Raw genomic sequence first — 15,200 nt, 5'->3', positions numbered from 1 at the left:
CGAAATGGTAATGGAGCCCTACAATCCACCGACGGATCCCTGGCTGGTCATTCTTTATCAGGATGAGCACATTATGGTTGTCAACAAGCCAAGCGGCTTGTTGTCCGTGCCGGGACGTCTGGATGAACACAAAGACAGCGTGATGACGCGCATTCAGCGCGATTATCCGCAGGCCGAGTCCGTCCATCGTCTGGACATGGCAACCAGCGGCGTGATTGTAGTGGCTCTGAATAAAGCGGCGGAGCGGGAGCTTAAACGCCAGTTCCGCGAGCGCGAGCCGAAAAAACAGTACGTGGCGCGCGTCTGGGGTCACCCGGCGCAGGAGGAAGGGCTGGTCGATTTACCGCTGATTTGCGACTGGCCGAACCGGCCAAAGCAGAAAGTGTGTTATGAAACCGGCAAGGCGGCGCAAACCGAGTATGAAGTGCTGGAGTACTCGCCGGATAACACCGCGCGCGTATTGTTAAAGCCGATTACCGGACGCTCTCACCAGCTGCGCGTACATATGCTCGCTATGGGGCATCCGATTCTGGGTGACCGATTCTACGCGCCGCCGGAAGCGCTGGCGATGGCTCCACGTCTGCAGCTCCATGCCCAGACGCTAACCATTACCCACCCGGCCTTCGGTAACGCGATGACGTTTAAAGCCCCGGTGGACTTCTAAGAAAAAGCCCGACGCCGTCGGGCTTTTTCTTATTTGAAACCTTTCTTCTCTTTAATGAGCTCATACGCCTTCTGGATTTCCTGCGCTTTTTGCTTCGCCATCTCCATCATTTCTGGCGGCAGGCCTTTCGCGACCAGTTTGTCCGGATGATGCTCGCTCATGAGCTTACGATAGGCACGTTTAATCGTGGTCTGATCGTCAGAGGGCTTTACGCCAAGCACATTGCAAGCATCCTCCAGCGTCGGGCCACGCTGCGCCTGCTGCCAGGCACCGCCAGATGACTGCTGGTGATAGCCGCCGCCAAATTGCGCACCGCCCTGCATCATCCGCAGGAACTGGTCGAACTGCATACGGGAAATCCCCAGTTCCTCCGCAATGACGTATAAAACATCACGTTCATTAGGATGAAGCGAGCCGTCGGCGAATGCCGCCTGAATTTGAATCTCCAGAAACATCCGAATTAAATCGAAACGTCCGAAGCAGACGCTGCGGAACTGACGCATTTTGTCGCGCAGTGGATAGTTATCCGATTTACCGATGCGGAACGCATTTTGCGCCTCCAGACGGGAGTCACCATGCAGATTCATACGATCCATAAAGACGCTGGCAATCTGAATATCGGCTTCTGTCACGCGTCCTTTGGATTTGGTTAAGTGCCCCATGACCTCAAAGGTGGTTGAGAAAAAGAGGGACTGGCGCTCGCGCTGGTTGGCAAACCAGGCCATTTTGCGGCTGCGCGCCTTATCAAACATATGGCCGATAATAAGCCCAAGCACAATTCCCCAGAACCCGGCACCCATGATGATGGCGAACGCAACGCCGATTATTTTACCCCAATACTGCATATACTCCCCGGATAGTCATATTCCTGGACGACGCAACGCCATCATCACAGTGTTCAAGCCACGGTCAATTGAAGGACATCGCCTATAATTTGCTTTATCATACTCGTCATTCGATAGCGAGCCTAACACTCTGGCACGCAAACGGCAGGATTAACGCTGGTACTGCGCTGATGAGTAAGATAGTCTCTGAGCGTTTGTAAGCCGTAGCCACTGATGACGGAACAATAAAATACAACGTATGAAAAAACGTATCCCCACCCTCCTGGCCACAATGATTGGCACAGCCCTGTACAGTCAACAGGGGCTGGCGGCCGATCTCGCCTCGCAGTGTATGCTTGGCGTCCCAAGTTATAATCGTCCTCTGGTGAGTGGCGATACAAATAACTTACCGGTAACCATTACTGCCGACAGTTCCCAAGGTACCTATCCTGACAACGCCACGTTTACGGGCAATGTGGATATTAACCAGGGTAACAGCCGCCTGCAGGCAGATGAAGTGCAGTTGCACCAGAAGCAGCCGGAAGGTGCGGCCGAGCCGGTACGAACGGTGGATGCGCTGGGTAATGTGCACTATGACGACAATCAGGTCATCCTGAAAGGTCCGAAAGCCTGGTCAAACCTGAATACTAAAGATACTAACGTCTGGAAAGGTGATTACCAGATGGTGGGTCGCCAGGGGCGCGGTGACGCTGACCTGATGAAACAGCGCGGTGAAAACCGCTATACCATTCTGGAAAATGGTACCTTTACCTCCTGTCTGCCAGGTTCGAATACCTGGAGCGTGGTCGGGAGCGAAGTCATCCATGACCGTGAAGAACAGGTTGCCGAGATCTGGAACGCCCGCTTCAAGCTGGGTCCGGTTCCTGTGTTCTACAGCCCTTACCTGCAACTTCCCGTGGGTGACAAACGTCGCTCCGGCTTCTTGATCCCTAATGCCAAATACAGCACCACGAACTACTTTGAGTTCTACCTGCCGTATTACTGGAACATTGCGCCCAACATGGACGCGACGATCACACCGCACTATATCCATAAGCGCGGCAACATCATGTGGGAAAACGAGTTCCGTTATCTGACTCACGCCGGTGCGGGTCTGATGGAGCTGGATTATCTGCCGTCGGATAAAGTCTTCCAGGACGAGCATCCAACGGAAGGTAACAAGCACCGCTGGATGTATTTCTGGCAGCATTCCGGGGTGATGGATCAGGTCTGGCGTTTCAACGTCAACTACACCAAGGTCAGTGACCCGAACTACTTCAACGATTTCTCGTCAAAATACGGTTCAAGTACCGATGGCTATGCCACACAGATCTTTAGCGTTGGCTATGCGGTGCAGAACTTTGATGCAACGGTCACAAGCAAGCAGTTCCAGGTCTTCTCCAGCCAAACAGCAAGTACCTATGGTGCTGAGCCACAGCTGGACGTCAACTGGTACCAGAATGACGTAGGTCCATTCGATACCCGTATTTATGGTCAGGCGGTGCATTTTGTAAACACAAACGCCAATATGCCGGAAGCCACGCGTGTTCACCTGGAGCCGACCATCAACCTGCCATGGTCGAACGACTGGGCAAGTCTGAACACAGAAGCCAAGCTGATGGCGACCCACTATCAGCAGAAAAATATTGATGATTACAATACCACCAACAATGCCCATCTTGAGGAATCCGTAAACCGTACGCTTCCTCAGTTCAAAATGGACGGTAAGCTAATCTTCGAACGCAATATGGGCCTGCTGGCGGATGGCTATACCCAGACGCTTGAGCCACGTATGCAGTACCTGTACGTGCCTTATCGCGACCAGAGCAACATCAATAACTACGACTCCTCTTTACTGCAATCTGACTATAGCGGCCTGTTCCGCGACCGTACCTACGGTGGCCTTGACCGCATTGCATCTGCGAACCAGTTAACGACCGGCGTCACATCGCGTGTTTATGATGATGCTGCCGTTGAACGTTTTAACGTTTCTGTTGGTCAAATCTACTATTTCACCGAGTCACGAACCGGTGATGACAACATTAACTGGGAGAAAGACAACAAAACGGGTTCACTGGTTTGGGCTGGTGATACTTACTGGCGTATGACTGAGCGCTGGGGCCTGCGTGGCGGAGTGCAATATGACACTCGCCTGGACAATATAGCCAACAGTACTGCGGCCATTGAATATCGCCGTGATGAAGACCGTATGGTGCAGTTGACCTATCGTTACGCCAGTCCGGAATATATTCAGGCCACATTGCCAAACTATGGTACTGGGGCACAGTATAAAGACGGCATCTCGCAGGTGGGTGGCGCGGCAAGTTGGCCAATCGCCGATCGCTGGTCAATCGTAGGGGCTTACTACTTTGACACCAACACCAGTAAATCAGCTGACCAGATGGTGGGTCTGCAATATAACTCTTGCTGTTACGCGCTGCGCGTCGGTTACGAACGCAAACTTAACGGCTGGGATACTAAAAACAATCAAAGCGAATACGATAACGTGATTGGCTTTAACTTCGAGTTACGCGGTTTGAGTTCCAATTACGGTCTGGGTACGCAGAAAATGCTTCGTTCCAACATTCTGCCGTACCGTAGCTCTTTGTAATGTGCTTGATTTGCAACGTAATCCGCTTTGCGGTTAATTGAAATGGAAAAAGTATGAAGAACTGGAAAACGCTGCTGCTCGGTGTCGCTATGGTTGCGAATACCAGCTTCGCGGCCCCCCAGGTTGTTGATAAGGTCGCTGCTGTGGTTAACAACGGCGTCGTGCTTGAAAGTGACGTTGACGGTCTGATGAAATCTGTGAAGCTCAATTCGGGCGAAGCAGGCCAGCAACTTCCGGATGATGCAACGTTGCGCCACCAGATCCTGGAGCGTCTGATCATGGATCAGATCGTTCTGCAGATGGGTCAAAAAATGGGTGTGAAGGTCACTGACGAGCAGCTCGATCAGGCGATTGCTAACATCGCGAAACAGAACAACATGAGCATGGATCAGATGCGCAGCCGTCTGGCCTACGACGGCATCAGCTACGCCACCTACCGCAACCAGATCCGTAAAGAGATGCTGATTTCGGAAGTGCGTAACAATGAAGTGCGTCGCCGTGTCACGATCCTGCCTCAGGAAGTGGACGCGCTGGCAAAACAGGTCGGTAACCAGAATGATGCCAGCACAGAGCTGAATCTGAGCCACATTCTGATCCCACTGCCAGAGAATCCAACCTCCGATCAGGCTGCTGAAGCAGAAAGCCAGGCACGTTCTATTGTCGAACAAGCGCGTAATGGCGGTGACTTTGGCAAGCTGGCGATCACCTACTCCGCAGACCAACAGGCGCTTAAAGGCGGCCAGATGGGTTGGGGACGTATTCAGGAGCTGCCATCCATCTTTGCCCAGGCACTGAGCACAGCGAAGAAAGGCGATATCGTCGGACCAATCCGTTCAGGTGTGGGTTTCCACATTCTGAAAGTGAACGATCTCCGTGGGCAGAGCCAGAATATTTCCGTTACGGAAGTCCATGCTCGCCATATCCTGCTGAAAGTCTCTCCGATCATGAATGATGATCAGGCACGTGCGAAACTGGAACAAATTGCTGCTGACATTAAGAGCGGTAAAACATCCTTCGCAAATGCTGCAAAAGAGTTCTCTCAGGATCCAGGCTCTGCTAACCAGGGCGGCGATCTGGGCTGGGCGGCTGCGGATATTTATGATCCTGCATTCCGCGATGCACTGATGAAGCTGAACAAGGGCCAGATCAGTGCTCCGGTTCACTCTTCGTTTGGCTGGCATCTGATCGAGCTGATGGATACCCGTAACGTTGATAAAACGGACGCGGCGCAGAAAGACAGAGCCTACCGGATGCTGTTTAACCGTAAGTTCTCTGAAGAAGCGGCAACCTGGATGCAGGAACAACGCGCCAGTGCTTACGTGAAAATTCTGAGTAACTAATGAAACAGCATCGTGTTGTTATCACTCCCGGCGAACCCGCCGGGATTGGGCCTGACCTCGTTGTCCAGCTCGCCCAGCGCAGCTGGCCGGTAGAACTGGTTGTCTGCGCTGATGCAACACTGTTACAAGACCGGGCAACACTGCTCGGTCTGCCTTTAACGCTTATCCCTTACGTTGAAGGTCAACAGCCAGCACCGCAACAAGCCGGTACGCTCACGCTGCTCTCTGTTCCCCTTCGTACGCCTGTTGTCCCAGGCCAGCTCAGCACGGAAAACGGCCACTATGTCGTTGAAACCCTTGCACGCGCCTGCGACGGTTGTCTGAAAGGTGAATTTGCCGCGCTTATCACCGGCCCCGTGCACAAAGGCGTCATCAACGAAGCGGGTATCCCGTTTACCGGCCATACCGAGTTCTTTGAAGAACGCTCGCACAGTCCGAAAGTGGTGATGATGCTGGCGACGGAGGAGATGCGCGTTGCTCTGGTGACAACCCACCTGCCCATTAAGGCCATCCCTGATGCCATCACTCCGGAACTGCTGCGGGAGATCATCGGGATCCTGCATCATGACCTGCAAACCAAATTCGGCATCAAACAGCCACACGTTCTGGTCTGCGGCCTGAATCCACACGCTGGTGAAGGTGGGCACATGGGCACCGAAGAGATCGACACCATTATTCCGGTACTTGAAGAAATGCGTGCAAAAGGGATGAATTTAAGCGGGCCACTGCCTGCTGATACCCTTTTCCAGCCGAAATACCTGGATAATGCCGACGCCGTACTTGCGATGTACCACGATCAGGGCCTGCCCGTGCTAAAATACCAGGGCTTTGGCCGCGGGGTGAATATCACCCTCGGTTTACCTTTTATTCGAACGTCCGTTGACCACGGTACTGCGCTGGATCTGGCAGGCCAGGGGAAAACGGATGTCGGCAGTTTTATTACGGCGCTTAATCTCGCCATCAAAATGATTGTTAATACTCAATGACTAATCGAGTCCATCAGGGCCACTTAGCCCGAAAACGCTTCGGGCAAAACTTCCTCAACGATCAGTTCGTGATCGACAGCATCGTCTCTGCCATTAATCCGCAGAAAGGTCAGGCTATGGTCGAAATCGGCCCAGGTCTTGCCGCACTGACCGAGCCAGTAGGTGAACGCCTCGACGAACTGACCGTTATCGAACTGGACCGCGATCTGGCCGCACGCCTGCAAACGCACCCGTTCCTGGGGCCAAAGCTGACCATCTATCAGCAGGATGCCATGACCATGAACTTTGGCGAACTGTCAGAAAAAATGGGACAGCCTCTGCGCGTATTCGGCAACCTGCCGTATAACATCTCCACACCGCTAATGTTCCATCTCTTTAGCTATACTGATGCCATTGCTGACATGCACTTCATGTTGCAAAAAGAGGTTGTTAACCGACTGGTTGCAGGGCCGAACAGTAAAGCGTATGGTCGTTTAAGCGTGATGGCGCAATATTTCTGCAACGTGATCCCGGTCCTCGAAGTTCCGCCATCTGCCTTTACGCCGCCACCGAAAGTAGACTCTGCGGTTGTGCGCCTGGTGCCGCATAAAACGATGCCGTACCCGGTCAAGGATCTGCGCGTACTGAGCCGTATCACTACGGAAGCCTTTAACCAGCGCCGTAAAACAATCCGTAATAGCCTGGGTAATCTGTTTACGGTTGACGTGCTGGCTGAGTTGGGTATCGACCCGGCAATGCGTGCAGAGAACATCTCCGTAGAGCAGTACTGCAAGCTGGCTAATTACATCAGTGAAAATGCGCCTCCGAAGGAGAGTTAAGCCATGATTGATTCGCCCCGCGTCTGTGTCCATGTACAAAGCGTCTATGTTGAATCTCAATCCTCACCGGATGAAGAACGCTATGTCTTCGCTTACACCGTGACCATTCGCAATCTGGGGCGGATGCCTGTGCAACTGCGCGGGCGCTACTGGCTTATCACCAACGGTAATGGCCGTGAAATCGAAGTTCAGGGTGAAGGTGTGGTCGGTGAACAACCACATATCGATCCTGGCGAAGAGTATCAGTACACCAGCGGCGCGGTGATTGAAACGCCGCTGGGTACCATGCAAGGCCATTACGAAATGGTCGACGTTGATGGCAATGTGTTCCGCGTTGCTATTCCTGTGTTCCGTCTCGCCGTTACAACACTCATTCATTAATCTAATGTCTACATATCTGATTGGCGACGTTCACGGTTGCTACGATGAACTGATCGCATTATTAAAACAGGTCGACTTTACGCCCGGACAGGACACACTCTGGCTGACGGGAGATTTAGTTGCGCGTGGCCCCGGCTCTCTTGATGTTTTACGTTTCGTCAAATCGCTGGGAGACAACGTGCGCATGGTGCTGGGCAATCACGATCTGCATTTACTGGCTGTCTTCGCCGGGATCAGTCGCAACAAACCCAAAGACCGGCTCACGCCATTACTGGATGCGCCTGACGCGGACGATCTGATCAACTGGCTACGCCGGCAGCCCTTGCTGCAGGTCGACGAAGAGAAAAAGCTGGTCATGGCCCATGCTGGGATCACGCCGCAATGGGATCTTGAAACGGCTAAAACCTGCGCGCGTGATGTTGAAGCGGTTCTGGCAAGCGACTCATATCCTTTCTTCCTCGATGCCATGTACGGCGATATGCCGAACCACTGGAGCGAAGATCTCAGCGGTCTGGCCCGCCTGCGCTTTATCACCAACGCTTTTACCCGAATGCGTTTTTGTTTCCCGAACGGGCAGCTGGACATGTATTCAAAAGAGACACCGGAAAGTGCGCCCGCCCCGCTCAAACCGTGGTTTGCCATTCCGGGGCCTGTGACAAACGAATACAGCGTGGTGTTCGGTCACTGGGCTGCGCTGGAAGGTAAAGGCACGCCTGAAGGGATCTACGGTCTTGATACCGGATGCTGCTGGGGTGGAGAGTTAACCTGCTTGCGCTGGGAAGATAAAGCTTACTTTGTCCAGCCATCCAACCGACAGCTGGACTTAGGTGAAGACGAGGCCGTTGCCTCCTGAGGTTTATTCCCTCTCCCGGACGGGAGAGGGAAAATCACTTAACGACGTTCCAGAATCTCGAAGCAGTAGCTGTGGGAGTTCTGTGCATCCGCATCGTGAAACTCACTGAAGACAGACTCCCACTCATCCGGATCGTAATCCGGGAAATGGGTATCCCCTTCCACTTCTGCATCAATGTGCGTCAGATACAGCTTCTGCGCTTTTGGCAGGAACTGCTCGTACACGCGCCCGCCACCAATCACCATGATCTCTTCGGCGTTACCGCATGCGGCAATCGCCTCGTCCACGGATTTCACCCATTCAACGCGATCGTCAGTGCCAGGCTGGCTACTGATAACGATATTCTTACGGCCCGGCAATGGACGACCAATCGACTCCCAGGTCAGGCGGCCCATCACTACCGGCTTGTTTAACGTCGTACGTTTAAACCATGCGAGATCGGCAGGCAGGTTCCACGGCATGGCATTTTCCATACCGATAACACGGTCCACCGCCAGCGCTGCAATCAGACTGATCATTGAAAATTTCCCGGATGCAAAAAATTGCCGCCACTATACGGAAAGCTTAATCTTTCGTCGACTGGCGGCAGGGTAAAGAAACAGAAATTTTTTATTATTGCTGGCAACACCTCTTCACACTGAGGGTTTACTCTCTGGTTCGTCTTCCGGGTTACCTGTGTGCTTGCCCTCTTCCGTGCCCTGCCAGCCATGACGCTGGATCAGCGACAGATGATTACGATCTTCATTGATGATCTCTGTCAGCATCGCACTGGTACGTTTAAACACTGCAGCACGCTCAGTGGCCGTACTACCCGCCATCGCCGCCATCTCTTCTACCATATCGGTATTGAAGCGGCGGAACAGGTCTGCACGCTCTCGCGCTTCATACGCGCCAAGCCCCAGATTTTCCAGCGCCATACGGCCAGATTTCAGCGCACCTTCAAACGTCTCACGCTCAGGTGCGTCGACGCCCGCCTGTCGCAAGCGGATATAATGATCCACATCGCGTGCACGGGAGATAATGGTCAGCTCCGGGAAATGTTCTTTTACCAGTTCCACCATCTGCATGCTGGTCTCTGGATCGTCGATGGCGTTAATCAATACCTCGGCTTTTGCCGCCCCGGCAGACTCCAGCAGATCAACACGGGTCGCATCCCCGTAAAAGACTTTCATATCAAATTTACGCAGGGTATCGACATGGTCAGGATCGTGATCGAGGATAACCATTTTAACCCCGCTCGACAGCAGTAAACGACCTACAATCTGCCCGTAGCGCCCGAATCCGGCGATGATCACCCGCGGCTGTTCTTCGTCAATTTCATCAGCTTCCCGCTCCTGCTCGCTGCCCGATTTTTCCAGACGCGTCAGCACCACCAGCAGAACAGGCGTCGCCGCCATCGACAGCGCCACGGCAAGCGTCAGCGCTTTCGCCCACTCAGGCTCGAGTACGTTTGCCATCTGCGCCGCGCCAAAGACCACAAACGCAAATTCGCTTCCCTGCCCCAGCAGCACGGCAAACCAGCGACGCTGTTTGCCCGGCACCTTCAGCGGACGGGCAATCAACCACAACATCGCCATTTTAATGACCAGGAAACCGACCAGCAGGATGATGATCCGCAGCGGATGTGTCACCAGCGTGCCGAAGTCGACTGACATCCCCACACCGATGAAAAACAGTCCCAGCAGTAGCCCTTTAAACGGTTCTATATCGCTTTCCAGCGCGTGACGATATTCAGAACTCGCCAGCAGAACGCCTGCGAGGAACGCTCCCATCGCCATCGACAGACCGGCCTCTTCCAGCAGCAGACCAAAACCGAACACCAGGAACAGTGCCACCGCACTGAAGACTTCACGCAGTCCTGAGCGGGCAACAAACCGCAGCAGCGGACGAGTCACGTAACGGCCAAGCAGGACCACCAGCGCCAGCGCCCCTACCACCTTCAATGCCGACAGAGCGAAAGCGCCAAGCGTCGTAGAGGAACCACTTGCCGCCAGCAGCGGGATCATTGCCACCAGCGGAATAGCAGCAATATCCTGGAACAACAGCACCGAAAACGCACTGCGCCCCATCTGAGAGACCGTCAGATTTCGCTCGTTTATGGCCTGCATAGCAATGGCCGTCGAGGAGAGCGCCAGCGTCATGCCGATAAGCTCAGCCACTTTCCAGTCCATTCCCAACAGAATGCAGAACCCAGCCAGCAGCAGGCCACAGGCCACCATTTGCAGCGCGCCACCGCCAAATACCGAGGCACGAAGTTTCCACAAACGCTGCGGGTCGAGCTCAAGGCCAATCACAAACAACATCAAGACGACGCCAATTTCAGCGAAATGGAGAATCGCCTCTGCATCCGTGACCAGACGAAAGCCCCACGGCCCAATGACGCAACCCGCAATCAGGTAGCCGAGGACAGACCCCAGCCCCAGACGTACTGCCACGGGCACAATCAGCGCCGCCGCGCCGAGGTAAATCAGCGCCTGTATCAGCGTATGGCTATCCATGGTGCGTCTCCTGCCACTCAAGTAAGCGTTGTTTATAATGACGAGCCTGCGCCTGCAACGTTTCATCGTCGCATACAAATGTACAGTGCATCGCAAAAGGCGGAAGCCAGTTCATCCCGCAATAGAGCGCGGTGGCCTGCAGAGGCTGTGCCAGGACGTCAAAACCCGGGAAGGAACCAATATCAAAGTGGCTTTCCCCACCGCCGGTCGTGACCGCCCACATCAGGTTTTTGCCCTTCAGTGCATGGCCGTTATGACCATATGCCCAGCCATGGGAGAAGACTTTATCAATCCACAGTTTCAGGAGCGGAGGGGTGCTGTACCACTGCATAGGATGCTGCCAGATAATCAGATCAGCGCGCGAAACCGCTTCCTGCTCAGCGGCGATGTCGATATTAAAATCGGGATAAAGTTGATAGAGGGAACGTACCTCTACGTTATCAAGCGTCCTTACCTGCTCAAGCATCCGCTTATTCGCATGCGAGTGCTGCGGATAGGGATGTGCATAAATTATCAGAATCATTGATTAGCCTGTTGTTACTGCTTTCTTTTAACAAAAGAGTGTAGTCAGTAATTCAGCAGGCTAATAGTGAATATTATTGACGGGCTAACGGCAGAATTCTGAATTAGTTATCCAGCTCGCCCATGGATTTTACCTGGTCACGGTTAATCTGCTCGGTTTGACCGGTTTCGGCGTTTTTATACGACACCAGACCGGTATCGTCATCCACCTGCGGTTTGCCGTCGGTGACAATGGTTTTGCCATCAGTGGTTTTTACGGCCTGATTAGACGAACAGCCCACAACGGTAAACATTGTCGTAGCAGCCAGAACGGAAGCGATCAGTAATTTATTTTGCATGGTGTTTTCCCCTGCATTCAGTTGGATTTCGTTATCGACCTAACCATTTTAGGCTAACTGACTGAATGTGGATGGAAAACCAGAAGGTTCTGAAGGTGGGGATAATGCCCGGCAACAGAGTGCTGCCGGGCATTTTTACTTACTTGTTAATCTGCGCGTGCATTTCCTGCACCGAAATCACCTTCTCGGTGGCATCCGCGTTCAGCGCCATGGCTGTTGCGAAACCGCCGTTCAGGGTGGTGTCGTAGTGCACTTTGTACTGCAGCGCGCTGCGGCGAATCAGCTTGGAGTCTTCAATCGCCTGACGGCCCGCCGTGGTGTTGATGATGTAGGTGTATTCGCCATTCTTGATACGGTCCTGAATGTGCGGACGGCCTTCATGCACCTTGTTCACCAGACGTGGATTGATACCTGCTTCACCCAGCACAATCGCCGTACCGTGGGTCGCATCCAGCTCGAAGCCCTGTTTCAGCAGCTTGGCAGCCAGGTCAACCACGCGCTCTTTATCGCCTTCGCGAACAGAGAGCAGCGCACGGCCTGATTTTCTCATGGTGGAGCTGCTGCCCAGCTGCGCCTTCGCAAAGGCTTCTGCGAAGGTGCGGCCTACGCCCATCACTTCCCCGGTGGAGCGCATTTCTGGCCCTAACAGTGGGTCAACGCCCGGGAATTTGTTGAACGGCAGTACCACTTCCTTCACCGAGTAGTACGGTGGGATGATCTCTTTAGTTACGCCCTGCTGAGCCAGCGTCTGGCCTGCCATCACGCGCGCCGCCACTTTCGCCAGTGGAACACCGGTCGCTTTGGAGACGAACGGTACGGTACGTGCCGCACGCGGGTTCACTTCAATCAGGTACACTTCGTTGTCTTTAACGGCGAACTGGACGTTCATCAGACCGCGAACCTGCAGCTCGAAGGCCAGCTTCTGCACCTGCTGGCGCATTACGTCCTGAATTTCCTGGCTCAGGGTGTACGCTGGCAGAGAACAGGCGGAGTCACCGGAGTGAACGCCCGCCTGCTCGATGTGCTCCATGATGCCGCCAATCAGCACCATTTCGCCGTCACAGATAGCGTCAACGTCCACTTCTACTGCATCGTCCAGGAAGCGGTCGAGCAGCACTGGCGCATCGTTAGAGACGCTTACCGCAGTCTGGAAGTAGCGACGCAGGTCTGCTTCGTCATAAACGATTTCCATCGCCCGGCCGCCCAGTACGTAAGAAGGACGCACCACCAGTGGGTAGCCAATCTCTTTCGCCTTCTCAACGGCCTGTTCAATCGCAGTTACGGTGGCGTTTGCCGGCTGTTTCAGTTTCAGACGGTCAACCGCCTGCTGGAAACGCTCACGGTCTTCTGCACGGTCAATCGCATCCGGGCTGGTACCGATAACCGGTACGCCAGCCGCTTCCAGCGCGCGCGCCAGCTTCAGCGGGGTCTGGCCGCCGTACTGCACGATAACGCCTTTTGGCTTCTCGATACGCACGATTTCCAGCACGTCTTCCAGTGTTACCGGCTCAAAGTACAGACGGTCAGAGGTGTCGTAGTCAGTGGATACGGTTTCCGGGTTACAGTTAACCATAATGGTTTCGTAACCGTCTTCACGCAGCGCCAGAGAGGCGTGAACGCAGCAGTAATCGAACTCAATGCCCTGGCCGATACGGTTTGGACCACCGCCCAGTACCATAATTTTGTCGCGGTCGACTGACGGGTTCGCTTCGCACTCATCTTCATACGTGGAGTACATGTACGCGGTATCGGTCGAGAATTCTGCCGCACAGGTGTCCACACGCTTGTAGACAGGGTGCAGGTTGAACTGGTCACGCAGCTTGCGGATTTCCGCTTCGCGCACGCCTGCCAGCTTAGCCAGACGCGCATCGGCGAAGCCTTTACGCTTCAGCACGCGCAGGAAGTCAGCGTCCAGACCGTTGATGCCCAGATCCGCCACTTTCTCTTCCAGACGCACCAGCTCTTCAATCTGCACCAGGAACCAGCGGTCAATGTTGGTCAGGTTGAAGACGCCGTCCACAGACAGGCCTGCGCGGAAGGCATCGGCGATATACCAGATACGCTCTGCGCCCGCGTCTTTCAGCTCGCGGCGAATTTTTGTCAGTGCTTCCGGGTCGTCCAGGCTCACTTTCGGGTCAAAGCCGGTCGCGCCTACTTCCAGGCCACGCAGTGCTTTCTGCAGGGATTCCTGCTGGGTGCGGCCAATTGCCATCACTTCGCCGACAGATTTCATCTGGGTAGTCAGACGGTCGTTCGCGCCAGCGAATTTCTCGAAGTTGAAGCGAGGAATTTTCGTCACAACGTAGTCGATAGACGGTTCGAAGGACGCAGGGGTGCGGCCGCCGGTGATGTCGTTCATCAGCTCGTCGAGGGTGTAACCCACCGCCAGTTTCGCTGCTACTTTGGCAATCGGGAAGCCGGTGGCTTTAGAGGCCAGCGCCGAGGAACGGGATACACGCGGGTTCATTTCGATAACAATCAGGCGTCCGGTTTTCGGGTTCACCGAGAACTGTACGTTAGAACCGCCGGTTTCCACGCCGATTTCACGCAGTACCGCCATCGAGGCGTTACGCATGATTTGATACTCTTTGTCGGTCAGGGTCTGGGCAGGCGCCACGGTGATGGAGTCACCGGTGTGGATCCCCATCGCATCAAAGTTTTCAATGGAACAGACGATGATGCAGTTGTCGTTTTTATCACGCACCACTTCCATCTCGTACTCTTTCCAGCCAATCAGCGATTCGTCAATCAGCAGCTCTTTGGTTGGGGAAAGATCCAGACCGCGTTCGCAAATCTCTTCGAACTCTTCACGGTTGTAAGCGATACCGCCGCCGGTGCCGCCCATGGTAAAGGAAGGACGGATGATACATGGATAACCCACGTCAGCCGCCACGGCCAGCGCTTCTTCCATATTGTGTGCGATACCGGAACGGGCGGTGTCGAGGCCGATTTTCTTCATCGCCACGTCGAAGCGACGACGGTCTTCTGCTTTATCAATCGCGTCGGCGGTCGCACCAATCATGGTTACGCCGAATTCGGCAAGCACGCCCTGACGCTCCAGCTCCAGCGCACAGTTCAGCGCCGTCTGGCCGCCCATCGTTGGCAGTACCGCATCCGGGCGCTCTTTTTCGATGATCTTGCGCACTACTTCCCAGTGAATTGGCTCGATGTAGGTTGCATCAGCCATTTCCGGGTCGGTCATGATGGTTGCCGGGTTAGAGTTCACCAGAATGACGCGGTAGCCCTCTTCACGCAGAGCTTTACACGCCTGCGCACCGGAGTAGTCAAATTCACAGGCCTGGCCGATAACAATCGGGCCAGCGCCAAGGATCAGGATGCTTTTTATGTCTGTACGTTTTGGCATT

13 protein-coding genes are annotated in these 15,200 nt (G+C 54.2%); 7 read left to right on the top strand and 6 right to left on the bottom strand.

The genetic code is table 11. From position 1 onward, the window contains the following. Window positions 1-4: 4 nt before the first annotated feature. Window positions 5-664: a bifunctional tRNA pseudouridine(32) synthase/23S rRNA pseudouridine(746) synthase RluA gene (gene rluA, locus ACLHV9_RS03590; RefSeq protein ID WP_108089551.1), complete on the top strand. Its 660-nt coding sequence runs from the start codon at window positions 5-7 to the stop codon at window positions 662-664. Window positions 665-693: 29 nt separating this feature from the next. On the opposite strand, the gene djlA is transcribed toward rluA, so the two are convergent. Further along, window positions 694-1,509, bottom strand: coding sequence for a co-chaperone DjlA (gene djlA, locus ACLHV9_RS03585; protein ID WP_028016653.1), 816 nt, complete (start codon window positions 1,507-1,509; stop codon window positions 694-696). Between the two features lie 238 nt (window positions 1,510-1,747). On the opposite strand from djlA, the gene lptD reads away from it, so the two are divergent. The 6 genes from lptD to apaH are packed head-to-tail and all read left to right on the top strand — an operon-like array spanning window position 1,748 to window position 8,477. After that, window positions 1,748-4,099 (top strand): LPS assembly protein LptD, encoded by a 2,352-nt coding sequence (gene lptD / locus ACLHV9_RS03580; RefSeq protein WP_108089550.1) that lies wholly within the window; start codon window positions 1,748-1,750, stop codon window positions 4,097-4,099. Between the two features lie 53 nt (window positions 4,100-4,152). Then, the gene (surA, locus tag ACLHV9_RS03575; protein ID WP_049005247.1) at window positions 4,153-5,439 is read left to right on the top strand and encodes a peptidylprolyl isomerase SurA; all 1,287 of its coding nucleotides are present in this window, start codon (window positions 4,153-4,155) and stop codon (window positions 5,437-5,439) included. Continuing rightward, window positions 5,439-6,425 (top strand): 4-hydroxythreonine-4-phosphate dehydrogenase PdxA, encoded by a 987-nt coding sequence (gene pdxA / locus ACLHV9_RS03570; RefSeq protein WP_407220175.1) that lies wholly within the window; start codon window positions 5,439-5,441, stop codon window positions 6,423-6,425. The genes surA and pdxA overlap by 1 nt, the downstream gene beginning before the upstream one ends. Beyond that, window positions 6,422-7,243 carry a 16S rRNA (adenine(1518)-N(6)/adenine(1519)-N(6))-dimethyltransferase RsmA gene (gene rsmA, locus ACLHV9_RS03565; RefSeq protein WP_013095540.1) on the top strand — a complete coding sequence of 274 codons (822 nt, stop codon included), beginning with the start codon at window positions 6,422-6,424 and terminating at the stop codon, window positions 7,241-7,243. The genes pdxA and rsmA overlap by 4 nt, the downstream gene beginning before the upstream one ends. A 3-nt stretch (window positions 7,244-7,246) precedes the next feature. After that, window positions 7,247-7,624, top strand: a complete 378-nt coding sequence (gene apaG / locus ACLHV9_RS03560) for a Co2+/Mg2+ efflux protein ApaG (protein ID WP_028016649.1) — start codon at window positions 7,247-7,249, stop codon at window positions 7,622-7,624. A 4-nt stretch (window positions 7,625-7,628) separates the two neighbouring features. After that, entirely contained in the window at window positions 7,629-8,477 is an 849-nt protein-coding gene (apaH, locus tag ACLHV9_RS03555) for a bis(5'-nucleosyl)-tetraphosphatase (symmetrical) ApaH (protein WP_028016648.1), read from the top strand. Window positions 8,478-8,515: 38 nt separating this feature from the next. On the opposite strand, the gene folA is transcribed toward apaH, so the two are convergent. The 5 genes from folA to carB all read right to left on the bottom strand — a co-directional run bounded on the left by folA (window position 8,516) and on the right by carB (window position 15,199). Next, entirely contained in the window at window positions 8,516-8,995 is a 480-nt protein-coding gene (gene folA, locus ACLHV9_RS03550; protein WP_008502023.1) for a type 3 dihydrofolate reductase, read from the bottom strand. A gap of 114 nt (window positions 8,996-9,109) precedes the next feature. Next, window positions 9,110-10,975 carry a glutathione-regulated potassium-efflux system protein KefC gene (gene kefC, locus ACLHV9_RS03545; protein ID WP_407220174.1) on the bottom strand — a complete coding sequence of 622 codons (1,866 nt, stop codon included), beginning with the start codon at window positions 10,973-10,975 and terminating at the stop codon, window positions 9,110-9,112. Next, window positions 10,968-11,498: a glutathione-regulated potassium-efflux system oxidoreductase KefF gene (gene kefF / locus ACLHV9_RS03540; protein ID WP_108089548.1), complete on the bottom strand. Its 531-nt coding sequence runs from the start codon at window positions 11,496-11,498 to the stop codon at window positions 10,968-10,970. The genes kefC and kefF overlap by 8 nt, the downstream gene beginning before the upstream one ends. A gap of 103 nt (window positions 11,499-11,601) precedes the next feature. Then, window positions 11,602-11,835, bottom strand: a complete 234-nt coding sequence (locus ACLHV9_RS03535) for a YgdI/YgdR family lipoprotein (RefSeq protein ID WP_108089547.1) — start codon at window positions 11,833-11,835, stop codon at window positions 11,602-11,604. A 139-nt stretch (window positions 11,836-11,974) separates the two neighbouring features. After that, window positions 11,975-15,199, bottom strand: coding sequence for a carbamoyl-phosphate synthase large subunit (gene carB, locus ACLHV9_RS03530; protein ID WP_028016645.1), 3,225 nt, complete (start codon window positions 15,197-15,199; stop codon window positions 11,975-11,977). Between the last annotated feature and the right edge of the window lies 1 nt (window position 15,200).

The organism is Enterobacter sp. CPE_E890, from assembly GCF_046521475.1.
GTDB lineage: Bacteria > Pseudomonadota > Gammaproteobacteria > Enterobacterales > Enterobacteriaceae > Enterobacter > Enterobacter adelaidei.
This window is presented reverse-complemented; position numbering and strand designations above follow the sequence as displayed.

Excerpts from the sequence above, each read along its gene's own strand:
- rluA (WP_108089551.1), top strand. The coding sequence starts at position 5 with ATGGTAATGGAGCCCTACAATCCACCGACGGATCCCTGGCTGGTCATT.
- djlA (WP_028016653.1), bottom strand. The coding sequence starts at position 1,509 with ATGCAGTATTGGGGTAAAATAATCGGCGTTGCGTTCGCCATCATCATG.
- lptD (WP_108089550.1), top strand. The coding sequence starts at position 1,748 with ATGAAAAAACGTATCCCCACCCTCCTGGCCACAATGATTGGCACAGCC.
- surA (WP_049005247.1), top strand. The coding sequence starts at position 4,153 with ATGAAGAACTGGAAAACGCTGCTGCTCGGTGTCGCTATGGTTGCGAAT.
- pdxA (WP_407220175.1), top strand. The coding sequence starts at position 5,439 with ATGAAACAGCATCGTGTTGTTATCACTCCCGGCGAACCCGCCGGGATT.
- rsmA (WP_013095540.1), top strand. The coding sequence starts at position 6,422 with ATGACTAATCGAGTCCATCAGGGCCACTTAGCCCGAAAACGCTTCGGG.
- apaG (WP_028016649.1), top strand. The coding sequence starts at position 7,247 with ATGATTGATTCGCCCCGCGTCTGTGTCCATGTACAAAGCGTCTATGTT.
- apaH (WP_028016648.1), top strand. The coding sequence starts at position 7,629 with ATGTCTACATATCTGATTGGCGACGTTCACGGTTGCTACGATGAACTG.
- folA (WP_008502023.1), bottom strand. The coding sequence starts at position 8,995 with ATGATCAGTCTGATTGCAGCGCTGGCGGTGGACCGTGTTATCGGTATG.
- kefC (WP_407220174.1), bottom strand. The coding sequence starts at position 10,975 with ATGGATAGCCATACGCTGATACAGGCGCTGATTTACCTCGGCGCGGCG.
- kefF (WP_108089548.1), bottom strand. The coding sequence starts at position 11,498 with ATGATTCTGATAATTTATGCACATCCCTATCCGCAGCACTCGCATGCG.
- ACLHV9_RS03535 (WP_108089547.1), bottom strand. The coding sequence starts at position 11,835 with ATGCAAAATAAATTACTGATCGCTTCCGTTCTGGCTGCTACGACAATG.
- carB (WP_028016645.1), bottom strand. The coding sequence starts at position 15,199 with ATGCCAAAACGTACAGACATAAAAAGCATCCTGATCCTTGGCGCTGGC.